Genomic DNA, 21,016 nt, shown 5'->3' with positions numbered 1-21,016 from the left:
AATGACCGATATCGACCAGGATGGCGAACAGGATGCGCCGCCGGCCGAGCATGTCTCGCTCTCCGATCCGGAGTTCAAACAGCAGCTCGCGACCGTCATCCCGCACCTGCGCGCGTTCGGCCGGTCCCTGTCGGGCAGCCGCGACGTCGCCGACGATCTCGTGCAGGAAACGCTGCTGAAGGCATGGGCCGCGCGCAAGCGGTTCCAGGCCGGCACCAACATGCGCGCCTGGACCTTCATCATCCTGCGCAACCTGTATCTCAGCCAGATGCGCCGCGCCCGGTTCAAGGGCGAATGGGACGATCTCGTCGCCGACCGCTTGCTCGCCGCGCCTGCCTCGCAGGACAAGCATGTCGATCTTGCCGACATGCAGCGCGCATTGCTTCATTTGCCGCAGCCGCAGCGTGAGGCGCTGATCCTGGTTGGTGCAGGCGGCTTCGCCTATGAAGAGGCGGCCGAAATCTGCGGTGTCGCCGTCGGCACGATCAAGAGCCGCGTCGCGCGCGGTCGCGTCGCGCTTGAAGGGCTGATGACCGAAGGCCAGCTGCCCTCGCGCCGCGACAGCGAGGCGAGCAGCCGCAGCGCGCTCGATACCATCATGGACGAAGTGGACGAACTCAGCCGCGACCGGTGATTCGGCGCGGTCGGTGATCCGGCGCCATCGCTGATCGCCGGCTGTCTTCGCTCAATGATCGCGGCTGGTTGCCGGCCGCGCGCTCATCTTGCGCAACAGCATCATCATGTCGTCCGGCAACCCGTGGTCGCTGTCGAACGCATCGCGCAGCACCGTGCCGATGGCATCGCCCTGGCGCGGCAGCTCGACCCGATAGCCGGTATCGGGCGCGGTCCGATCGGAGCAGGGGGCGAGACGAGCCATCCCCCACAAACGCCGGGCGGACCGAATTGTTGCTTGACACCGCTCGGCCACGGCGCGTTGACCGCTGGCGATGACCCAGGACCAGGCCATTTCGAGCGCGATCGAACGCGCGCAGGCGAACGCCCCCTTTCTCGCCACCCTGATCGAGCGTGAGCGCGACCTGCTGCCGGCGCTTGGCCAAACCATCGCCGATCCGCTCGCAGCGTGCCGGATCGACGATCCCGCGATGCCGGTCGGACGGCGCTTGCGGATCGAGCGCCGCCGCCTGGCGCTCACCGCCGCGATCCTCGATCTGGCTGGCCTGCTCGACTTCCGCACCGCCACGCAGGCCTTGTCCGATTTCGCCGACCATGCGCTCGACAGCGCGATCCGCGCGGCGATCCTCGAACGCGTGCCCGGCGCGGATGCCGCTGGTTTCGCCGCGATCGCGCTCGGCAAACAGGGCAGCCGCGAGCTCAACTATTCCTCCGACATCGACCCGATCCTGCTGTTCGATCCCGCGACGCTCCCGCACCGCGAGCGCGAGCCGGTCGAGGAGGCTGCCGTGCGCTACGGCCGGCGCGTGGTCGAATTGCTCCAGGCACGCGATGCCGACGGCTATGTCCTGCGCATCGACCTGCGCTTGCGCCCTTCGCCCGAAGTCACGCCGATCGTCCTCCCGGTCGAAGCCGCCATCGGCTATTATGAATCGCAGGCGGTGGCGTGGGAGCGCGCCGCCTTCATCCGCGCCCGCGCGGCGTCGGGGGACATCCCGCTCGGCCAGCAGTTTCTCGACACGATCCGCCCGTTCGTGTGGCGGCGTGCGCTGGACTACGGCACCATCGGCGAGATTCGCGGCATCTCGCGCCGCATCCGCGATCACCATGCCCAGGGCCAGGCCTTCGGCCCCGGCTATGATTTGAAGCGCGGTCGCGGCGGCATCCGCGAAGTCGAATTCTTCGCGCAGATCCATCAGTTGATCCATGGCGGCCGCGATCCCGCGCTGCGCACGCCTGCCACGCTCGATGCGCTCGACGCGCTGGCCCGGGCCGGTCGCATCGATCCGGCCGAGGCGACGGCGCTGGCCGACGCCTACACGCTGCTCCGCACGATCGAGCATCGCGTGCAGATGATCGACGATCGCCAGACGCATCAGCTGCCACAGGGCGAGGCGCTCGACCGCGTCGCCCGTCTGCATGGCCTGGCCGACGCCGCCGCGCTGCTCGACCTGCTGGCTCCGCATGTCGAGCGAGTCGGCCGCATCTATGATGCGCTCGATGGCGAGGCGCAGAGCCAGGTCGCGACGGCTCCCGCCAGTATCGAACAGACGCTGGCCGACTCCGGGTTCACCGATACCGCCGGTGCGGCTCGCCTGATCGCCGGGTGGCGCAGCGCCCGCTACCCCGCGCTGCGCAGCGGCCCCGCACGCGCCGCGCTCGAAGCCGTCCTGCCCAGCCTCCTCACCGAGATCGGCGCCGCCGCCGATCCGGGGCAGGCGCTCGCCCGGCTCGATACGATCCTCTCGCGCCTGCCCAGCGCTATCAACCTGTTCCACCTGCTCGAGGCGCGACCGGCGCTCACTCGGCTGCTCAGCACGATCCTCAGCCATGCGCCGACGCTGGCCGAAGCGCTCGCGCGGCGCGTGACCCTGCTCGACGGGTTGATCGACGCCACCGCACTGGCGCCGGTCGGGTCGGTCGAGGCACTCGCCGCACAGATGGCGCAGCGCGAGGCCGGCGACGATTATCAGCGCCAGCTCGACCATGTGCGAAAGCTGGTCGGCGAATATCGCTTTGCCCTGGGCGCGCAGATCGTTGCCGGCGTCAGCGATCCGCTCGACGTCTCGGCCGGCTATGCCCGCCTTGCCGAAGCGGCGGTCAACGTGCTCGCCAGGGCGACTGTCACCGAATTCGCGCAGGCGCACGGCACGGTCCCGGATAGCGAGCTGGTGATCCTGGCGCTCGGCAGGTTCGGCGGCGGCGCGCTCACCCATGCCTCGGACCTCGACCTCATCTTCCTGTTCACCGGCGATTATCTTGCCGAATCCGATGGAGCGAAGCCGCTGGGCGCGGTCACCTATTACAACCGGCTCGCGCAGCGGATCGTGGCCGCGCTGTCGGTCGCGACGGCGGCGGGGGCGCTCTACGAAGTCGATACCCGGCTGCGGCCCTCGGGCGCGCAGGGGCCGCTCGCGGTCTCGCTCGACGGCTTCGCCCGCTATCAGCGCGAGGATGCCTGGACGTGGGAGCATATGGCGCTCACCCGCGCCCGGCCGGTGTTCGGTTCGCCCACCGCGCGCGCCGCCGTCCAATCGGTGATCGACGCCGTGCTGAACGGCGATCGCCGCCCTCGCGACATTGCCGCCGACGCGCGGAAAATGCGCGACGACATGGCCGCGCACAAACCGCCCAAGGGGCCGCTCGATGCAAAGCTGCTGCCGGGCGGACTGGTCGATCTCGAATTCGCGATCCACACGCGCCAGTTGATCCACCGGATCGGTTTCGATCCGCATCTCGATGGCGCGATCGCCGCGCTGACGGGGCAGGGGCTGCTGCCCGCCAGGGTGGCGCAGGCGCATGACTTTCTCACCCGCCTGCTCGTCACGCTACGGCTCGTCGCGCCCGATGCGCAGCCCCCGGCCAGCGCCAGCCGCCCGGTCGTCGCCCATGCGGTCGGCGCGGCGGCGTGGGACGATGTGGTTGCATCGCTCGACCGCCATCGGCAACAGGTGAGCGAGGCATGGGCCGCGGCATCGGGCAAGGAGACATGAGCATGGCCATTGCGGAAGGGGATACGATCCCGGCGGTCGAGCTGCTGGACGGCGATGGCACGGCGTTCCGCCTCGATCGCTTTCTCGGCGCGCCGCTTGTCCTCTATTTCTACCCCAAGGACGATACCGCCGGCTGCACGCGTGAGGCACAGGAATTCAGCGCCGCCAGGCCTGCCTTCGACGCCGCCGGCGCACAGCTGCTCGGCGTGTCGAAAGACAGCCCGGCGCGGCACCGGAAATTCACCGCCAAATACGACCTCACCGTGCCGCTCGCCACCGATCCCGACGGCGCGGTGATCGAAGCATTCGGCGCCTGGGTCGAAAAGACGCTGTACGGCAAGAAGTATATGGGCATCGATCGCTCAACCTTCCTGTTCGACGCGGGTGGCCAGCTCGTCCGTGTCTGGCGCAAGGTAAAGGTGCCCGGCCATGTCGATCAGGTACTGGCTGCGGTGAAGGAACTCGGCTGACCCGCCCACCATGCGTCATCCCGGCGAAAGCCGGGATCTCGTGCGGCTCTTTACTCCTCATTGCCTGAGATCCCGGCTTTCACCGGGATGACGACCTAGGCCGCAGCGAACCGAGACGTCACCCATGACCACCATCGCCCAGGCGATCCGCGCCGTCCTGCTCACCCCTGACCCGGCGGCCAAGGTCGCCGCCGCCCGCCGCGCCGCGCGTGATTGGCGGCTTGGCCGGCTGTCGCACACCTTCGACGTGGCCATGCCGGACCAGCCTGCTTGGCCGCAGCACCCCGAACTGCTCCCGCCCAGCCGGATGCCAAAGCGGGGCAAGGGCGGGTCGGAGCGCGGCCGCATCGCGCTGATCCACGCGCTCGCGCATATCGAATTCGTCGCGATCGACCTCGCCTTCGACATGGCCGGGCGGTTCGGCGCCGCGTTCGACCGCAGCTTCCTTGACGACTGGCTGAAGGTCGGCGCGGACGAGGCGATGCACTTCGCCTTGCTCGACCGGCGCCTGCGTTCGCTGGGCAGCCATTATGGCGCGCTGCCGGCGCATGGCGGCTTGTGGGAAGCGGCGCAGGCGACCGCGCACGACGTCGCCGCGCGCCTCGCGGTCGTGCCGATGGTGCTCGAAGCGCGCGGGCTGGATGTAACGCCGGCCACCATCGCGCGCTTTGAATCAGCCGGCGATATCGCGACAGCGCGCATCCTCACGCGCATCTTCAACGACGAAATCGTGCATGTCGGCTTCGGCACGCGCTGGTTCGAATCCTGCTGCGCCCAGCGTGGTGTCGAGCCGCAAAGCCATTGGCGAAGCCTGCTTTCGCAGCACTTCGGGGGCGCCATTAAGCCGCCGTTCAACGACTCGGCGCGCCGATCAGCCGGTTTGACGCGGGATTACTACGCGCCTCTTGCCGGATGAGAGTGTCCCGGTTCTAAACACAATCGTCGGATGCGGTGGGGCTGCATCAGAAATGTTTAACGAAGGCGCGGGCCGATTGGCGCGTGTCTGTGGTCGCCGGGGACACATGGTACCTTCTGCTGCAACCAACGCGAACTTCGAACGTCGGTTCCTTAACGCATTGCAAATCAAGAAAGTTCGCACCGGCATCGCCGCGTGCGTGGTCGCTTTCTCGGCTTGCGGCGCTGCCCAGGCGAACGACCTTGCGGTCGGTGGCCCGGTCGAGGGTGTCGCCGCCGCTTCCACCGTCGCTACGGCGGGTGAGGGCGCTTCGGAGGCTCAGTTCAAGTCGCTGTTCCAGACGTGGAAGAAGCTCGACGTGGTCGAACAGACCTCGATCGCCATTCCGTCGATGCAGCCGGTCGACAATATGAAGCTGACCAGCAGCTTCGGCGTCCGGTCCGATCCGTTCCATGGCGGCGCCGCCATGCATGCCGGCATCGACATTCCCGGCCCGGTTGGCACGCCGGTCTATGCGACGGCCGATGGCGTCGTTGGCCGCTCGGGCGTTGCCGGCGGCTATGGCAACCTCGTCACCGTCAATCATGGCAAGGGGATCGAGACGCGCTACGGCCATCTCTCGAAGATCCTCGTCGCTTCCAACACCCGCGTGCGTCGCGGCCAGCTGATCGGCCTGATGGGTTCGACCGGCCGCTCGACCGGCAGCCACCTCCATTATGAAGTCCGCGTCGATGGCGCGGCGGTGAACCCGACCCCGTTCATGCAGAATGCAAACGTGCTCGATCAGGTTCAGCCGCGCGCCACCGTTCAGCTGACCGCCGCGACCTCGGGCACCACCGCCGCCAACTGAAATCCCGCTTCGGGAGAGGAAAGGGCCGTCCGCACGTACGGGCGGCCCGTTTCTTTGCGTGTCGCTCGTGGGCATTCGCGCTGGGCAATAACGACACCCGGTCGAATGGTTATCACAAGAAGTTGGTCGTCATGGTCGCACTTCGTTGGACTCGCGACCGCCCGAAAAACCTCGAAACAGGCCGTGCTCAGCGGCATCGGTTTTCAATAACCGCTTGATATCACGCGAAAAGTTGACCGATTTTCCTACTCTCTCCCGGGCCGCTAAAATGCGCCCATGTCGACCACCGCCCCACACACCATCACTCAACCCGCGGTTGCACCACCATCATCGCCCGCCTATTTCGGTGGAATGGCCTCCACGCTCTCCCAGGATATCGCCCTGACCGCATCCGCCGCTGCTCGTGTCGCGGCGATCGCGGCCAAGCAGGGTAAGCCCGCATTGCTCCGCCTGTCGGTGGAGGGCGGCGGCTGTTCGGGCTTTCAGTACAAGTTCGAACTGGCCGACGGGCCGGAGGGGGACGATAGCATCGCAGAGACTGACGGTGTGCGACTGGTCGTGGATCCGGTCAGCCTCGGCCTCGTGCGTGGGGCCTCGGTTGATTTCGTCGAATCGCTTGGCGGCGCGGCGTTCCGCGTGACCAATCCGCAGGCGGCATCGGGCTGCGGCTGCGGCACCAGCTTCTCGGTCTGACGCGCCTTGAAGATCGTCAGCTACAACGTCAACGGCATCAAGGCGCGCCTGCCGCGCCTGATCGAATATCTGACCGAGCAGCAGCCCGATGTGGTGTGCCTGCAGGAGCTAAAGTCCGCGGATGAAGGCTTCCCAGAGGCGGATATCCGTGCCGCCGGCTATGGCGCGGTGTGGCACGGGCAAAAGGGGTTCAACGGCGTCGCGATCCTCGCCAAGGGAGCCGATCCGGTCGAGCGCAAGCGCGGCCTCGATGGCGAGCCGGAGGACGAGCATAGCCGCTATATCGAGGCGGAGGTGAACGGCGTCACCATCGCGTCGATCTACCTGCCCAACGGCAATCCGGTTCCCGGGCCGAAGTTCGACTACAAGCTGCGCTGGATCGATCGCCTGTCGCGTCAGGCGCTGACGCTGCTGGCCGAGGAGCGGCCGGTGGTGCTGGCCGGAGACTATAACGTCATTCCGAACGACGACGACACCTTCTCGGTTCGCGCGATGGCTAGCGACGCGTTGATGCAGCCTGAATCGCGACAGGGATACCGCGCCTTGCTGGCGCAGGGCTGGACCGACGCGCTGCGTACGCGCTTCCCGACGGGCGGCGTCTGGACCTTCTGGGACTATCAGGCAGGCGCGTGGCAGCGCGATGCCGGATTCCGCATCGACCATTTGCTGCTCAGCCCGCAAGCGGCCGACCGGCTCATCTCGGCTGGTGTCGACAAGGAGTATCGCGGGCGTGAAAAGGCCAGCGATCATGCACCAACCTGGGTGCGCCTGCGCGGCTGAATGTCGGTGCCGAACAGTTGGTGAAATTCACCAAGCCTCGGTGTGACATTCTCCCATCGTAACAATTGCAACTCGCTAAGTTATTGAAATCGCTTATCTCAGCTGTTTGGCACGACTAATGCACTAGCATGGTCACGGGCGGAACCGGGACAAGATGAGCCGGCCTTCCTGCCCAAGGTGCAGAAGAGGAGCTGTCATCATGCGTGCCATCATCAACGGATTTGCCGCCGCCGTCGTCCTGATCGCCACCCCGGCGTTCGCCGAGACGAAGCCGGGCACCCCGGCCCCCGCCGCCGCCCCGTCGCAGGACGAAGGCGTGGTCAAGGACAAGCGCTATTGCTTGAAGTTCGACGTCACCGGCTCGCGGCTGTCCAAGACCGCGTGCAAGACCCGGTCGGAATGGATCAACGACCAGGGCTTCGATCCCCTCGCGCCGCAAAAGTGACGAGGGCGCAGCCCGCGGTACCCCTATGCCGCGGGCTGCAACCCCTTCGCGTTACAGGGCTTTTTGATAGATTTGGTAGACCCGGTTGACCTTGCTTTCGATCGTCTCGGCGATGGCATTCATCCCCTGATTGTCGTCCAGGACCCAGCCGATCTCGCCACGCCTGGCGTCGAACCGTTCGACCGCCGCGCGCCGGATATATTCGATCATCATGAAGGCCAGTTGGCTCGCCATCCGCGACCCTTGCAGCCGCTTCAACACACCCATCAGCGGCACGCGCATCGTCTCCGCCTTGCCGCGATGCAGCCACCAAAGCAGCTTGGCCCAGCCGAAGGGCAGCAGATTGCCATTCAACGGCCGTATCGCCTCGTTGAGGTCGGGCAGCGTGATCATGAATGCCACAGGCTCGCCATCCAGTTCGGCAATGCGGATCAGATCTTCGAAGACGATCGGCTTCAGCTTCTTGCCGACATCGTCGATTTCCGGCGGGGTGAGCGGGACGAAGCCCCAATTGTCTGCCCAGGCATCGTTCAGGATCGCCAGGATCGTCGCCGCTTCCTCGGCAAAGCGTGACTTGTCGACCTTGCGGATGCGGATGCGGTCGTTCTTTTCACCCATCGCGATGATCCGCTGGACCAGGGGCGGAAACGGCTTGGTGACGTCGAGCTCATACGTCAGCAACTGCTTGGCCGGGCCATAGCCGGCCCCTTCGATCCAGCCCTGATATTCCGCCTTGTGATGCCCCATCATCACGGTCGGCGCATGGTCGTGCCCCTTGATCAGCAGGCCCGGCTCTTCCCAGATCGACAGTGAGACGGGCCCGATCGCGCGCGTCATGCCGTTCTTGCGCAGCCAGTCCTCGGCCGTGTCGATCAGGCGCTGCGCGGCTTGCGAATCCTCCGCTTCGAACAACCCCCAAAATCCGGTGCCCGGGCCAAAGCCCTGCTCGGGCGGCATCTCGAGCGCCAGTCGATCGATATGCGCCGAGATGCGGCCGACGATCCGGCCCTCGCGCTCCGCCAGGAACAGCTGCGCCTCAGCATGGCTGAACCAGCCGTTTTTCTTCGGATTGATCGCCCCGGCGACCTCGTTGCGCAGCGGGGGCACCCAGTGCGGGTCGCCGCGGTTGAGGCGAAAGGCCAACTCGACGAAGTCACGCGTGTCCGACTTCGTCCTGACCGGCCGGATGGTGCGGGATGAGGAGGCCAAGCTGCGCGCCTTTCGCTGATGTGCCGCCCAGCGCTCCTGCATTGTGCTGGCGAAGTCAACCGGCTCGCGCACACCTTAAATGCCACGCAATGGCCACTATCTTCTGCTTATGGGACGCATGATGAATACCCTTACGCTCGATATTGCCGACGGCGCGCCGCAGGTCCGCGCGGCCAAGATCCGGCTGTCCGGCATGGCCGACGATCGCGCGATGCTGCGCGCCGCGGCCGATCTGACGCGCGACCTGCAAACGCCCAGGCCGCTGATCTATTGGGGCGACTTCCTCGCGTCGGCAGCAATTGGCTATGCGGCGCTGGCCGGTGCGATCCTGTTGCCGGTGGGCTGGGCGATCGCGTCGGCGGTGCTTGCGGTGCTGGCGCTGTATCGCGCCAGCCTGTTCATTCACGAGATCACGCATATGAAGCACAGCGAGCTTCCCGGCTTCCGCGTCGGCTGGAACCTGCTGCTCGGCATGCCGCTGATGCTGCCGTCGTTCATGTACGAGGGCATCCACACGATCCATCACACCCGGACGCGCTATGGCACGGTCGAGGATCCCGAATATCTGCCGCTCGCTTTGATGAAGCCGTGGTCGCTGCCGCTGTTCCTGCTGGTCTCGGTGCTGATGCCGGTTGGTCTGCTGTTGCGGTTCGGCGTGCTTGGCCCGCTCTCCCTGCTCTCGCCCAAGCTGCGCCGTATCGTCGTGGGCAAATATTCCGGGCTCCAGATCAACCCCAAGTTCGAGCGCAAGGCACCCGAAGGCGAATTCGCCCGCCAGTGGCGCTGGCAGGAGATCGGCGCGAGCATCGTCGCCGTCTCGCTCATCGGAACGACGTTTGCCGGCGTGCTGCCGCTGCGTGCGCTGCTGATCTTCATGGCCGTGATCTCGGGCGTCGCCGTGCTCAACCAGGTGCGCACGCTGGTTGCGCATCTTTGGGAGAATGAAGGCGAGCCGCTGACCGTCACCGCGCAGTATCTCGACAGCGTCAACGTGCCTGGCGGATTCCTGCCATATGTGTGGGCGCCGGTTGGGCTGCGCTATCATGCGCTCCACCATCTGTTGCCCAGCCTGCCTTATCATTCGCTGGGCGAGGCGCATCGGCGGCTGGAGGCTGCGCTGGGGCAGGGATCGACCTATTCGGGCGCGCATTATCCCAGCTTGCGCGGGCTGGTCGGCCGGCTCGCCGCGAGCACGATGAAGCAACGCGCGCAGTAACGCGCGGCTATTCCTCGGTCTTGAGCAGTACTGCTTCGCCGATCATGGCAAAAAGGAGGAATGGCGCCCAGGCGGCAAGAAAGGGCGGGTACGCCCCAAGATTGCCCATAGCCAGCGCAAAATTGTCCGCGACGAAGTAGAGAAAGCCGAGGCCCATTCCCATCACCGCACGGACGAACAATTTGCCTGAGCGCGCGATGCCGAACGCCGCAACGGCGCCGAGCAACGGCATCAACACCGCCGAAAGCGGGCCGGAGAGCTTGTGCCACAGCGATCCTTCGAGCGCCTTGGTCGGGCGACCGGCTGCCTTCAAGTCGTCGATCGCCTCGCGCAGCGCACGGAATGACATCGACTCCGCGTCGACATTCGACAGGGTGAACTGGTCCGGACGGACGCCGTTGCCGATCTTCACCGAGCCAAGCGGGGTCACCTTGCCGGCTGCAACGTCGAACCGCTGCGCCGAATCGAGCCGCCAGCCAGAGCCGTCGCGCTTTGCCTGCTTGCCGCTGACCAGCGACTTCAGCACCGCGCCGTCGCGCTCGTAGACGGTTACGCCCCCGAGCAGCGCCGCATCGCCGCGCCCGCGGATCTGATCGACGTGGATGAGGTGTGAGCCGTCGCGCACCCACACATTGCTGCGGTCGCCGCGATCGATCGGCAGCGGGCCGTATTCGACCTTCTTCCACGCGGCGAGCGTGGAACTGGCGCGAGAGACGATGCGGTCGTTGAACGTGAAGGAGATCGCCGCCACGCCAAGCCCGGCGATCATCAGCGGCGCAAGCACCTGGTGCGCCGACAGGCCCGAAGCCTTCATCGCAATGACTTCGCTATTCTGGTTCAGCGTCGACAGCGTGATGATCGTCCCGAGCAGGACCGAGAAGGGGAGGAATGTGGCGATGATCTGCGGCACGCGCAGGCTGACATATTGCCACACCTGAGCGTCGCCATTGCCGGGGTAGGCGAGGATGCGGCTGGATTCGCTCAGCAGGTCCAACGTCTGCAGGATCAGCACCAGCCCGAACAGAAAGGCAAAGGTGTTGATGAGGAACGACCGCGCCATATAGAGTGACACGGTTCGCGACGGGAAGAAGTCGGCCAGTCCGCCCAGGCTGAACCCGCTCATGCCGCGGTCACCTTGCGACGGCGGCCGGGCAGGATGCGGCGAATGGCCTTCCACGTCTTGGCAAAGAATTTCTCGAGCGCGCCGATTGGCTGCCCGCCAGGGACGAAGGCGATCGTGTAGAACATCCAGAGCACCAACCCGGCGAAGATGAAAAACGGCACCCAGAGTGCGATCAGCGGATCGAGGTCGCCGCGAGCGCCCACGCCCTGCGCATATTCGTTCACCTTGTGATAGCTCACGACCATCACGATCGACACGAAGACGCCGAGCGCCGAGGTCGATCGTTTTGGCGGAACGCCGAGCGCCAGCGCGAGCAGTGGCAGCAGGAACATCGTCACCACCTCGACCACTCGGAAGTGGAATGCGGCGCGGCTCACGTCGCGCTCCTGTTCCGATGCTTGCGGATTCTTGCCGATCGCCGCCAATTGCGGGAGCGTCAGCTCCAGCTTGTTCTCGCCGCGCTGTCGAAACTGCTCGAATTTAGGCAGGTCGATGGGCAGATCGTGCTGGTCGAAGGTGAGTACGCGCGGCGTCGCGAACTTGGGCGATTGGTGGATCAGCGTGCCTTTGGTCAGGCGGAAGATGATGACGTCGGGATCGTCGGTGCGCAGGAACTGGCCGCGTTCGGCGGTGGCTGACACCTCGTCGCCGCCGGGTGCGCGGGCGTGGACGAAGATACCGGAAAGCTTGCGGCCTTCATCCTCGCTGCGTTCGATCCGCAGCGTCAGGCGCTCGCCCATATTGGTGAATTCGCCGACCTTGATCGACGCACCGAGCGCGCCGGTGCGCAACTCGAACCGTAGCCCTTCGTAATTATAGCGCGCTAGCGGCTGGATGAATCCGACGATCGCGAGATTGAGAGCCGCCAGCGCGATGCAGAACATGAAGGGCACGCGCAGCATACGGCCATAGCTCATGCCCACGGCCCGCAGAACGTCGAGTTCCGACGAGGTCGCAAGACGGCGGAAGGCAAGCAGACAGCCGAGCAGCAGCCCGATCGGAATGCCCAGTCCCAGATATTCGGGCAGCAGATTGGCAAGCATCCGCCACACCACGCTGACCGGACCGCCCTCGCTCGCCACGAAGTCGAACAACCGCAGCATGCGGTCGAGCACCAGCAGCATGGCCGAGATCAGCAGCGTCGAGATCAGCGGAACCGCGATCAGCCGCGCCATGTACCGGTCGAGTGCGTTCATCGGAGGAAGAATGCGCCTTGGACTGATCGGTTGCGCCGGGTTAGGCTGAGCTGGCAGCTATATCGCGCCACTTGATCCATGCAAGCGCTTACGCCGTCAGGCGATGACGCCCACCTTCTTGCCGGCGGCCTTGAACATGCCGAGAACTGTCTGGATCTGCTCGGGCGTGTGCTCGGCACATAGCGAGCAGCGTAGCAGGAACGTGCCCGCGGGTGTCGCGGGCGGACGCGCGAGGTTCACGTACAGGCCGTTTTCCAGCAGCGTCTGCCACATCGCAGCGCCCTGCACCTGATCGGTCAGGATGACGGCGATGATCGCGCTATCGGCTTGTTCGGTACCGAGCTTGAAGCCCATTTCCTTGAGGCCGGCATGCAGCGTGCGGGCATTATCCCACAACTGCTCGCGCTTTGCCGTCGCAGTCATCAGCTTGCGGATCGAAGTCGCAGCGGTGGCGACGACACTGGGCGGCAGGCTGGCCGTGAAGATGTAGGGACGGCAGGCGAGGCGGATCGCCTCGAACTTCGGGTGGTTCGACACGCAGAAGCCGCCGACCGTACCGACCGACTTCGAGAAGGTCCCGACGATGAAATCGACATCGCCTTCGCAGCCCAGCGCCTCGTACACGCCGCGACCATTGGGGCCATAGAAGCCCATCGAATGCGCCTCGTCGGACAGCACCATCGCGCCGTGCTTCTTGGCGACCGCGACCATTTCCTTGAGCGGGGCAATGTCGCCCAGCATCGAATAGACGCCTTCGAGCACCACCAGCTTGCCGGCATCGGCGGGCAGGCGGCCGAGGCGCTTGTCGAGATCCTCGACGCTGTTGTGGCGGAAGCGGACGATTTCGGCGACACCCTGCTTGCACCCGTCATAGATGCTGGCGTGGCTGTCGGCGTCGAGAATGACGTAATCGCCCTTGCCGGCGAGGGTCGAAATCATGCCCAGATTGGCCATGTAGCCGGTCGAGAAGACGATCGCGCCGGTCGTGCCATAGAAATCACGCAGCGCCTGTTCGACCTCCATATGGTCGCGGAAGGTGCCGTTGAGCATGCGGCTGCCGTTCGTGCCTGAACCGAACTGGTCCAGCGCGGCTTTGCCTGCGGCGATCACGTCCGGGTCGAACGTCATGCCCATATAGTTGTAGGTGCCGAGCAGGATCGTGTCCTTGCCCTTGATCACCGCTTGCGTCGGCGACTTCACCTGTTCCATCACGACATTGTATGGATCGGTAAAGCCGGCATCGAGCAGCGCCTTGCGCTCGCCGATGATCGCGTCGAACTTGCTCATCAGGTCGGGCTTCGCGCCATCCAGAATGGTCGGCACGTCGGACGTGGCGATCGCTTCGGTCATCTCAGTCGGCCTTCAGCTTCTGTACGGCGTCGACCAGCTGGCCAACGGTCTCGATCTCGGCCTGCATGTTCATCGTGATGATGATGTCGAATTCGTCCTCGATTGCCGCGACGAAATCCATCACGGTCAGGCTGTCCCATTCGAGATCGCCGGCGAAGGTGGTGGCGTCGCTCAACTCGATGCCCTTCTTGTTGAAGGGCTCGATCTGGGCCGAGACGGTGGCGAAGATGTCGTTGCGGTCGCTCATGCGCGGTCCTTAGATTGCTGGAACCGCACTGCCAAGCGATTGCGGCGGAAACGCGGTACGGTTGGGGCGGTCAGAGCAGCTTGTTCGCGCGATACCAGTCGGCGGCCTGGCGCAGGCCATCGGCCGTGGCGATCTGGGGTGCCCACAGGCTGATGGGAGGCCGCCTTTCCGGCGCGGCGGTCCAGTCGGGATGGCTGAGATACGCGGCGCGGTCGGCGGTCAGCTTGGCACGGCTGCCGCGCAGCAGCGGATCGACCCGACCGGCCAGGGCGAGCAGGGCGCGCGGCATGGGCAGTGTAAGCGGCCGTTTTCCGACCGCTGCGCCGATCAGTCGGGCAAATTCGCGATGCGTATACCCCCCGTCATGGCCATCGTCGCACTCATACGTCTGGCGTCCGGGATCGCTCAGCGCTAGCGTGACGAGCAACCGCGCAAGATCGGCGACGTGGATCAGCGAGATGCGGCCGCGCGGAGGCAGCACGATCATGCCGAGCTTCGCCATGCGGAACAGGTCACGCATTTCAAGGTCGCCCGGACCATAGACGCCGGGCGGACGCACCATCGTCCAGTCGAGTGCGGACTGGCGAACTTCATGCTCGGCGCGTTCCTTCGACCGACCGTACATGGATAGATCCGGCTCGCGCGCGGCGAGCGAGGAAACGTGAACGAAGCGCCTGACGCCCATCGACGTCGCGGCGGCCGCCATGTTGCGGGTGCCGTCGACATTGCCATGGATGAAGTCGAGCTCCGATCCGTTCACCACGCCCGCAATGTGGATCACCGCATCCGCGCCGCTTGCAAGACGAGCGAGGCTGTCGGTGTCGTTAAGGCTGCCCTTGATCCAGGTCACGCCTTCTCGCGCCGGCTGATCGCGTCGGGTGAGCGCGCGGACGTGCAAACCGCGCGCCAGCGCGCGGTCGACGGTCGCCTTTCCAACGAATCCGGTCGCGCCGGTCAGTGCGACGGTGCTCACAGCAGTGCCATATGATTGCGATGCACCAATGCCGAGCGCGGCGCATAGCCGAGGATGTCGGCCTGATCCTCGCTGCGCAAGCCAAGGATCGCGCCCGCATCGGCGGCATCATATTCGGCCAGACCCCGCGCGATCGGACCGTTCGGCCCTTCGATCGTCACTAGGTCGCCACGGAAGAACATGCCCCGCACGCCCGTCGCGCCGATCGCGAGCAGACTGCGGCCATCGGCCAGCGCATCGGCGGCGCCCTGATCGACGGTGATGCTGCCCTTGGCGGTCAATCGACCTGCAAGCCACGCCTTGCGAGCGCGGGTGCGCTTCTCCGGCAGGAACACGGTGTGCCTGGCATCAGCCGAAAGCGGCCGGTCGATGCGGCCACTCGCGATGGCGAGACTCACGCCCGCGCTCGCCGCGATGCGCGCCGCTTCGATCTTTGAGACCATGCCGCCTGAACCCATACCGGAGGCGGAGCCGCGGTCGGCCATTCCCGCGATGCGGCGATCGATCCGCTCTACAACCGGAATGTGGACTGCGTCGGGCAGCGCGGGATTGCGATCGTACAGCCCGTCGACATCCGAGAGCAGCACGACCCCATACGCGTCGGCCGCCTGCGCGACGCGCGCCGCCAGGCGATCATTGTCGCCAAAGCGGATTTCGGCGGTAGCAACCGAGTCATTCTCGTTGATGATCGGTACCACGCCAAGGCTTAGCAGGCGGCCCAGCGTCGCAGCCGCGTTGAGATAGCGGCGCCGGTCTTCAAGATCATCCAGCGTCACCAGCATTTGCGCAGCCGTAATCCCGTTCATGCTCAGCACCTCGGCCCACGCCTGGCTCAGCGCGATCTGGCCCGTCGCGGCGGCGGCCTGCGCGTCCTCAAGGCTGGCGCGGCCGCCCTTGGCAAGGTTCAAGCGCCGCGCACCGAGCGCGATCGCGCCGGACGAGACGACCGCAACCTGCTGCCCCGCCGTCAGGCGATCAGCAATGTCGGCGGCGATGCCCTCCAGCCAGGCCCGCCGGATTGCGCCGTCCGGATCGACGAGCAGGGCCGAGCCGATCTTGACGACGATGCGCGGGCATGAGGCGGGCGGAAACAGGTGCATGGCGCATGCCGCTTAGCGTGCGGCGCGCATCCCGCCAATCTTGGTCTTATCTGCCACCACCAAAGGTATAGCTGAGCGCCAGACCCACGGACGGCTGACCGCGCGAGCCGATTGCCCGCACATAGGGTGAATCGGCCGCACTGCCGACCAGCCGGTCGTAACGCGCGAAGGCGGCAACGCCCCAGCGGCGCGTGAGTTGGCGAAGATAGCCGGCGGTGACGCCGACGCTTTCGACGCCGCCCTTGGGATCATAGGTGGCGAGGCCGGTTGCGAGCCGGTCCGCCGCGGTGACGCCATAGTAGGCGCGGTGATAACTGCGATCGGCGAGCACGACGCGCGGTCCGACCGAAAAGAGCCAATCGTCGCCCCGCCGCCAAACATAATCCATGCTGACTTCGCCGATCCAGCCGCGGTGTCCGCTCACGGCCTTTCGCGCTTCGGCCCGGACGCGAAGCTGGTCGGTGAGCTGAGTCTGGACAAAGCCGCCCACCTCGAAGCTGAAGCCGACCTCATGCAGCGGCAGATCGAGGTCGTCGCGCTTGCGCTTGCCCTCGAAACCGAGCGCCAGCCCGGTCTCGAAACCGGCCCCGCGCAGTAGCGGAAAGCCGAAGCTTTCGTCAGGCGCTTCGAAGTCGAACGGCGCGTCGCCCCGCGCGCGCGAAACGTCGATGAACGGACCGAACGACAAGTCTTTCGACCCCGGGGTCGCGGACGACAGCTGCGGGCCGAGATAAACGCGCGTGCGAAGCGGCTCTCGCGAGTCGGCATTGCTCTGCGCAAAAGCGGGTGCAGCAGCGGTCAGTGCGGCAAGGGTCAGGACGGCGGTCCGCATGGCTACTCCATCGTTACGTGCGCCAAACGGACATGCGGAGCCGAACGTTCCGTCAAATTGGCGACCACTCCACCGTTTCCTCGCCCTCATCATCGTCGGCGACCCGCTCATGTTCCTCGCCGATCGCCTCGAGCAGCTTGTCGAGCACCCAATCGACGCCGACGCCGCTCGCGCCGCTGATCGGGATTACCGGCGCGCCGCTCGCTTCCTCAAGCTCAGCGGACAGCGCCGCGATCAGTTCGTCGTCGAGCGTGTCGATCTTGTTGAGCGCGACGATCACCTGCTTGTCGGTCAGGCCCGCGCCATAGGCGTCGAGCTCGTCGCGAACGATGCGATAGCTGGTCGCGACGTCCTCGTCATTGGCGTCGACGAGGTGGAGCAGCACCTTGCACCGTTCGATGTGACCCAGGAACCTATCGCCGATCCCGGCCCCTTCCGCCGCGCCCTCGATCAACCCCGGGATGTCGGCAACGACGAACTCGTTATTCTTGTGTCGCACCACGCCCAGCTGCGGCCGCGTCGTGGTGAAGGCATAGGCGCCTACCTTGGCCTGCGCATTCGTGACGGCATTGATGAAGGTCGATTTGCCGGCGTTCGGCAGCCCGACCAGCCCGGCATCGGCCAGCAACTTCAATCGCAGCCATACCCACGCCTCTTCACCCGGCCAGCCAGTGCCGTGCTGACGAGGGGTGCGGTTGGTGCTGGTCTTGTAGCTCGCGTTGCCGCGCCCGCCATCGCCTCCCTTGAGGAAAACGAGACGCTGCCCGACCTTGGTAAGGTCGGCAAGGACGGTGCGTTCATCATCGTCAGCCAGGATCTGCGTGCCGACCGGAACCTTGATCACCAGATCGTCGCCACCAGCACCGGTTTTGTTGCTGCCCGAGCCGCCATGGCCTCGCTGTGCCCGGAAATGCTGGGTATAGCGGAAATCGATCAGCGTGTTGAGGCCGGGCACCGCCTCGAAGATGATATCGCCGCCCTTGCCGCCATCGCCGCCATCGGGTCCGCCATATTCGATATATTTCTCGCGCCGGAAGCCGACGGCGCCGCCGCCGCCCCAGCCGGAACGGACATAGATTTTCGCTTGATCGAGGAAATGCATGGCGGTGATTTAGAGGGGCAGGGCGGTGAGCGCCACCCCCGGATCGTGCCGATCAGCCCCACATCTTTTCAAAGCGGGGCGAGGTGACGAGTTGGCGCAGCGCAATGTCGCGGGCGGCGCTGCGCGGCAGGCCCAGCGAGCGGGCGAGCGGTTCGCCGAGCAGCGCGTCGCCCATCGCCATCAGCACCAGGCTGAGCGTATCCTCGCGCAGCGCGACGCCGGTATCCTCGCCTTCTACCGCCACAATCTGATCGACCAGCTGATGGATCGTCTCGAGAATTGGGTCGAGCGCGTCCTCGTTGCCGGACAGGATCATCCAGCTGGCGAGCGCACCGGCCCCGGACCGGTCGAACGCATCGAAGGCGAGGTCGACAACCTGACGCGGCTTGTCCTCGGTTCGCTGGCTCTCGTCAGCGCGAGCCTGCTGAATCAACGTGACGATGCGGGCGCAGACGCTTTCCGCCAAGCTGCGGGCAAGCGCACGCTGCAAGCCGGCGGCGGAGCCGAAATGGTGGAGCAGATTGGCATGGGTTCGGCCGATCCGGGCAGCCACGGCCTTCAGCGTTACCGCCTGTGGCCCGGCTTCGATCAGGATCGCGCGCGCTGCCTCGAGTGCTGCATCACGGGATTCTTCGGGGCTTAGACGCCGGCGTTCGGAGAGAGGCATTATTGACATTCGTGTAAGTAAGGCCTAATTTCAAACAAGCTTTGGAGGAAAATCGTGTTCAACGCAAAAACTCCCGCAGACTTGACCATTACGCCGCGCGACCGCCGTTTCGGGCGCGGCCTGCGTCAGGACCGCTGGTGGCTGAATGGCGACCCGATTGCGACTGCCTTCTACAATGCGCTTTCCGTGACCTTCCCGAAGGGGGAGGCTTATTTCATCGAGAGCGTGAAAGCGTTCCGCAATGGTGTGGACGAGAAGCTCGCGCGCGAGATCAAGGCGTTCACCATCCAGGAAGTGGTGCACAGCCGCGAGCATGTCGCGTTCAACAAGCGCGTGCTCGATCATGGCTATGACGTGTCCCGCCTCGATGCGCGCGTCGATGAGGTGCTGGCGATTGCCAAGGCGCGGCCGCCGATCGTGCAGCTGGCCGCGACCATGGCGCTGGAACACTATACCGCGATTCTTGCAGCGGAGCTGTTGCGCAACCCGCGGCACCTTGCCGGTGCTGATAGCGAGAGCGCGGATATGTGGCGTTGGCATGCGCTCGAAGAGATCGAGCACAAGGGCGTTGCCTATGACACCTATCTGCACGCGACGCGAGGCATGAGCCGGTGGAAGCGGTGGAAGATCAAGTCGCTGACGATGTTGATTATCACTGGCACCTTCTGGGCGCATCGAATCGAGGGGACGCTCGACCTGTTGCGGCAGGATGGCATCACTGGCTGGCGCGCCAAGGCGGGCCTTGCGAAATATCTGTTGGTCTCGCCAGGACTGGTCACGCGGATGATCCCGGCCTGGTTCAGCTATTTCCTGCCGCGCTTCCATCCCTGGAACCACGACGATCGTGCGCTGATCCAGCGAGCCGAAAGCGATTATGCGGCGGCAGTGATGCCGCAGGTCGCGTGACGGGCATCCACCTGATCAAGCGCCGGCAATTACTGAACGGGTAATTTCACAAATCATTCGTTCCGGGCTTGAAACCGGTTCCGCGAAGGTCCATTTGCCGCGTCGCAGCAAAGGGGATCATGCATGCGTGCGGTCGTGGCAATCTTGTCGTTTACGCTTCTGGCTTCATGCGGCGGAGCGCAACCCCCGGCTGCGCCGCCGCCGGCCGAGGTAACCTTTGCCACGCCGCTGCAGCGGGAAGTGACCGATTGGGACGACTATACCGGACGTTTCGTCGCCGCGCAGGATGCCGAGATTACCGCGCGCGTAAATGGCGTGATCACGCAAATTCACTTCCGCGACGGCCAGGACGTGCGTCAGGGGCAGCCGCTGTTCACCATCGATCCGCGACCCTATCGCGCGGCGCTGGCGCAGGCTGAGGCTCAGATCGCGCGCGCGCAGGCCGCGTTGACCAATGCGCGGCAGGTCACCGAGCGCAGCCGTCAGTTGGCCAGCGCGCAGGCGGTCAGTGCCGAGGAGCTCGAGAACAACGTGGCGGCCGAACGCGCCGCGACGGCCGACCTTGCCGCAGGACGCGCAGCGGCATCGGCCGCGCAACTCAACCTTGGTTTCACGACGGTGCGCGCGCCGTTCAGCGGCCGTGTCTCCGATCGTCGGGTCAGTTTGGGCGATGCAGTGGCACAGGGCACGACGGTGCTGACGCGCGTTGTGTCGCTAAATCCGATCCGCTTCGAGTTCGAAGGAGCCGAGAGCTTCTATCTCAAGAATTTGCGCCAGGATGAGCGGGGTGAACGTGGCTCTTCACGGACCACCGCCAACCCCGTGCAGATCCAGCTGGCGGACGAAACCGAGTATCGCTGGAACGGGCGGATGGAGTTCCTGGACAATGCCGTCGATCCGAACAGCGGCACCATCCGTGCCCATGCAGTGGTGTCGAACCCGACGCGGTTCCTGACGCCGGGCATGTTCGGGCGCGCGCGGCTGTTGGGTTCGGGCACCTATCGCGCGATGCTGGTGCCGGACGAGGCGATCGTCACCGATCAGACCCGCCGCCTGGTTTATGTCGTCAGCAAGGACAACAAGGCGACCCCGCGCGTTGTCGAAGTTGGCGCGAAGGCCGAGGGGCTGCGCATCATCCGTGACGGGCTAGCGCCGACGGACCGAGTGATCATCACCGGCCTCGGGCGGCTTCAGCCCGGGGCACCGGTCAACCCTAAAAAGGGCGTGATCAAGCCCGATACGAGCAAGCAGGCTGCACCGACCCGGCCGATCGAGGAACCGGCTTCGGGCCAGGCCACCGTCCGCTAAGGAGCGC

At 65.6% G+C, this 21,016-nt stretch carries 22 protein-coding genes; 11 read left to right on the top strand and 11 right to left on the bottom strand.

What is annotated here, in order from left to right; all coding sequences use genetic code 11:
* Position 1: 1 nt before the first annotated feature.
* Complete coding sequence (locus tag BFL28_RS05895; RefSeq protein WP_069319672.1) at positions 2 to 634, top strand: sigma-70 family RNA polymerase sigma factor; 633 nt, start codon at positions 2 to 4, stop codon at positions 632 to 634.
* A 51-nt stretch (positions 635 to 685) separates the two neighbouring features.
* On the opposite strand, the gene BFL28_RS05890 is transcribed toward BFL28_RS05895, so the two are convergent.
* On the bottom strand, positions 686 to 877 hold the full coding sequence (locus tag BFL28_RS05890; RefSeq protein ID WP_069319671.1) for a hypothetical protein: 192 nt from the start codon (positions 875 to 877) through the stop codon (positions 686 to 688).
* A gap of 70 nt (positions 878 to 947) precedes the next feature.
* On the opposite strand from BFL28_RS05890, the gene BFL28_RS05885 reads away from it, so the two are divergent.
* From BFL28_RS05885 to BFL28_RS05855, 7 genes are all read left to right on the top strand, one after another.
* Complete coding sequence (locus BFL28_RS05885) at positions 948 to 3,626, top strand: bifunctional [glutamine synthetase] adenylyltransferase/[glutamine synthetase]-adenylyl-L-tyrosine phosphorylase (RefSeq protein WP_069319670.1); 2,679 nt, start codon at positions 948 to 950, stop codon at positions 3,624 to 3,626.
* A gap of 2 nt (positions 3,627 to 3,628) precedes the next feature.
* Positions 3,629 to 4,096: a peroxiredoxin gene (locus BFL28_RS05880; protein ID WP_069319824.1), complete on the top strand. Its 468-nt coding sequence runs from the start codon at positions 3,629 to 3,631 to the stop codon at positions 4,094 to 4,096.
* 124 nt (positions 4,097 to 4,220) lie between these two features.
* Positions 4,221 to 5,012, top strand: a complete 792-nt coding sequence (locus BFL28_RS05875) for a ferritin-like domain-containing protein (protein ID WP_069319669.1) — start codon at positions 4,221 to 4,223, stop codon at positions 5,010 to 5,012.
* 160 nt (positions 5,013 to 5,172) lie between these two features.
* Entirely contained in the window at positions 5,173 to 5,862 is a 690-nt protein-coding gene (locus BFL28_RS05870; RefSeq protein ID WP_241527231.1) for a M23 family metallopeptidase, read from the top strand.
* Between the two features lie 351 nt (positions 5,863 to 6,213).
* Positions 6,214 to 6,555: an iron-sulfur cluster insertion protein ErpA gene (gene erpA / locus BFL28_RS05865; protein WP_069319668.1), complete on the top strand. Its 342-nt coding sequence runs from the start codon at positions 6,214 to 6,216 to the stop codon at positions 6,553 to 6,555.
* Positions 6,556 to 6,561: 6 nt separating this feature from the next.
* On the top strand, positions 6,562 to 7,335 hold the full coding sequence (xth, locus tag BFL28_RS05860) for an exodeoxyribonuclease III (protein ID WP_069319667.1): 774 nt from the start codon (positions 6,562 to 6,564) through the stop codon (positions 7,333 to 7,335).
* A gap of 199 nt (positions 7,336 to 7,534) precedes the next feature.
* Positions 7,535 to 7,780 (top strand): hypothetical protein, encoded by a 246-nt coding sequence (locus BFL28_RS05855; protein WP_069319666.1) that lies wholly within the window; start codon positions 7,535 to 7,537, stop codon positions 7,778 to 7,780.
* A 51-nt stretch (positions 7,781 to 7,831) separates the two neighbouring features.
* On the opposite strand, the gene BFL28_RS05850 is transcribed toward BFL28_RS05855, so the two are convergent.
* Positions 7,832 to 8,989, bottom strand: a complete 1,158-nt coding sequence (locus BFL28_RS05850) for a GNAT family N-acetyltransferase (RefSeq protein WP_069319823.1) — start codon at positions 8,987 to 8,989, stop codon at positions 7,832 to 7,834.
* A gap of 118 nt (positions 8,990 to 9,107) precedes the next feature.
* On the opposite strand from BFL28_RS05850, the gene BFL28_RS05845 reads away from it, so the two are divergent.
* Positions 9,108 to 10,205: a fatty acid desaturase family protein gene (locus BFL28_RS05845; RefSeq protein ID WP_069319822.1), complete on the top strand. Its 1,098-nt coding sequence runs from the start codon at positions 9,108 to 9,110 to the stop codon at positions 10,203 to 10,205.
* A 7-nt stretch (positions 10,206 to 10,212) separates the two neighbouring features.
* On the opposite strand, the gene lptG is transcribed toward BFL28_RS05845, so the two are convergent.
* From lptG to BFL28_RS05800, 9 genes are all read right to left on the bottom strand, one after another.
* A complete protein-coding gene (lptG, locus tag BFL28_RS05840; RefSeq protein ID WP_069319665.1) occupies positions 10,213 to 11,328 on the bottom strand; it encodes an LPS export ABC transporter permease LptG in 1,116 nt (371 codons plus the stop codon).
* Complete coding sequence (lptF, locus tag BFL28_RS05835; protein WP_173655685.1) at positions 11,325 to 12,524, bottom strand: LPS export ABC transporter permease LptF; 1,200 nt, start codon at positions 12,522 to 12,524, stop codon at positions 11,325 to 11,327. The genes lptG and lptF overlap by 4 nt, the downstream gene beginning before the upstream one ends.
* A 96-nt stretch (positions 12,525 to 12,620) precedes the next feature.
* Positions 12,621 to 13,874: a serine palmitoyltransferase gene (gene spt, locus BFL28_RS05830; protein ID WP_069319664.1), complete on the bottom strand. Its 1,254-nt coding sequence runs from the start codon at positions 13,872 to 13,874 to the stop codon at positions 12,621 to 12,623.
* 1 nt (position 13,875) lies between these two features.
* Positions 13,876 to 14,121, bottom strand: coding sequence for an acyl carrier protein (locus BFL28_RS05825; RefSeq protein WP_069319663.1), 246 nt, complete (start codon positions 14,119 to 14,121; stop codon positions 13,876 to 13,878).
* Positions 14,122 to 14,191: 70 nt separating this feature from the next.
* Positions 14,192 to 15,094, bottom strand: a complete 903-nt coding sequence (locus tag BFL28_RS05820; RefSeq protein WP_069319662.1) for an NAD-dependent epimerase/dehydratase family protein — start codon at positions 15,092 to 15,094, stop codon at positions 14,192 to 14,194.
* On the bottom strand, positions 15,091 to 16,194 hold the full coding sequence (gene proB / locus BFL28_RS05815) for a glutamate 5-kinase (RefSeq protein WP_069319661.1): 1,104 nt from the start codon (positions 16,192 to 16,194) through the stop codon (positions 15,091 to 15,093). The genes BFL28_RS05820 and proB overlap by 4 nt, the downstream gene beginning before the upstream one ends.
* 46 nt (positions 16,195 to 16,240) lie before the next feature.
* The gene (locus BFL28_RS05810; protein WP_069319660.1) at positions 16,241 to 17,026 is read right to left on the bottom strand and encodes a MipA/OmpV family protein; all 786 of its coding nucleotides are present in this window, start codon (positions 17,024 to 17,026) and stop codon (positions 16,241 to 16,243) included.
* Between the two features lie 52 nt (positions 17,027 to 17,078).
* Complete coding sequence (gene obgE / locus BFL28_RS05805) at positions 17,079 to 18,128, bottom strand: GTPase ObgE (RefSeq protein WP_069319659.1); 1,050 nt, start codon at positions 18,126 to 18,128, stop codon at positions 17,079 to 17,081.
* 52 nt (positions 18,129 to 18,180) lie between these two features.
* Complete coding sequence (locus BFL28_RS05800; RefSeq protein WP_069319658.1) at positions 18,181 to 18,804, bottom strand: TetR/AcrR family transcriptional regulator; 624 nt, start codon at positions 18,802 to 18,804, stop codon at positions 18,181 to 18,183.
* 45 nt (positions 18,805 to 18,849) lie between these two features.
* Here BFL28_RS05800 and BFL28_RS05795 point away from each other — a divergent pair, with 45 nt between their 5' ends.
* A complete protein-coding gene (locus BFL28_RS05795; protein WP_069319657.1) occupies positions 18,850 to 19,701 on the top strand; it encodes a metal-dependent hydrolase in 852 nt (283 codons plus the stop codon).
* A 123-nt stretch (positions 19,702 to 19,824) separates the two neighbouring features.
* Positions 19,825 to 21,009: an efflux RND transporter periplasmic adaptor subunit gene (locus tag BFL28_RS05790; protein WP_079246958.1), complete on the top strand. Its 1,185-nt coding sequence runs from the start codon at positions 19,825 to 19,827 to the stop codon at positions 21,007 to 21,009.
* Positions 21,010 to 21,016: the final 7 nt, after the last annotated feature.

It is taken from the genome of Sphingomonas turrisvirgatae, from assembly GCF_001721295.1.
Taxonomy (GTDB): Bacteria; Pseudomonadota; Alphaproteobacteria; order Sphingomonadales; family Sphingomonadaceae; genus Sphingomonas; species Sphingomonas turrisvirgatae.
Note: the sequence above shows the minus strand (reverse complement) of the source record. Positions and strands in the feature narration are given on the sequence as shown.

What these genes read in the sequence shown, in the direction of transcription:
- BFL28_RS05890 (WP_069319671.1), bottom strand. Translation starts at nt 877, where the DNA reads ATGGCTCGTCTCGCCCCCTGCTCCGATCGGACCGCGCCCGATACCGGC.
- BFL28_RS05880 (WP_069319824.1), top strand. Translation starts at nt 3,629, where the DNA reads ATGGCCATTGCGGAAGGGGATACGATCCCGGCGGTCGAGCTGCTGGAC.
- BFL28_RS05875 (WP_069319669.1), top strand. Translation starts at nt 4,221, where the DNA reads ATGACCACCATCGCCCAGGCGATCCGCGCCGTCCTGCTCACCCCTGAC.
- BFL28_RS05885 (WP_069319670.1), top strand. Translation starts at nt 948, where the DNA reads ATGACCCAGGACCAGGCCATTTCGAGCGCGATCGAACGCGCGCAGGCG.
- lptG (WP_069319665.1), bottom strand. Translation starts at nt 11,328, where the DNA reads ATGAGCGGGTTCAGCCTGGGCGGACTGGCCGACTTCTTCCCGTCGCGA.
- BFL28_RS05790 (WP_079246958.1), top strand. Translation starts at nt 19,825, where the DNA reads ATGCGTGCGGTCGTGGCAATCTTGTCGTTTACGCTTCTGGCTTCATGC.
- BFL28_RS05800 (WP_069319658.1), bottom strand. Translation starts at nt 18,804, where the DNA reads ATGTCAATAATGCCTCTCTCCGAACGCCGGCGTCTAAGCCCCGAAGAA.
- erpA (WP_069319668.1), top strand. Translation starts at nt 6,214, where the DNA reads ATGGCCTCCACGCTCTCCCAGGATATCGCCCTGACCGCATCCGCCGCT.
- BFL28_RS05845 (WP_069319822.1), top strand. Translation starts at nt 9,108, where the DNA reads ATGATGAATACCCTTACGCTCGATATTGCCGACGGCGCGCCGCAGGTC.
- spt (WP_069319664.1), bottom strand. Translation starts at nt 13,874, where the DNA reads ATGACCGAAGCGATCGCCACGTCCGACGTGCCGACCATTCTGGATGGC.
- BFL28_RS05855 (WP_069319666.1), top strand. Translation starts at nt 7,535, where the DNA reads ATGCGTGCCATCATCAACGGATTTGCCGCCGCCGTCGTCCTGATCGCC.
- obgE (WP_069319659.1), bottom strand. Translation starts at nt 18,128, where the DNA reads ATGCATTTCCTCGATCAAGCGAAAATCTATGTCCGTTCCGGCTGGGGC.
- proB (WP_069319661.1), bottom strand. Translation starts at nt 16,194, where the DNA reads ATGCACCTGTTTCCGCCCGCCTCATGCCCGCGCATCGTCGTCAAGATC.
- BFL28_RS05895 (WP_069319672.1), top strand. Translation starts at nt 2, where the DNA reads ATGACCGATATCGACCAGGATGGCGAACAGGATGCGCCGCCGGCCGAG.
- lptF (WP_173655685.1), bottom strand. Translation starts at nt 12,524, where the DNA reads ATGAACGCACTCGACCGGTACATGGCGCGGCTGATCGCGGTTCCGCTG.
- BFL28_RS05810 (WP_069319660.1), bottom strand. Translation starts at nt 17,026, where the DNA reads ATGCGGACCGCCGTCCTGACCCTTGCCGCACTGACCGCTGCTGCACCC.
- BFL28_RS05825 (WP_069319663.1), bottom strand. Translation starts at nt 14,121, where the DNA reads ATGAGCGACCGCAACGACATCTTCGCCACCGTCTCGGCCCAGATCGAG.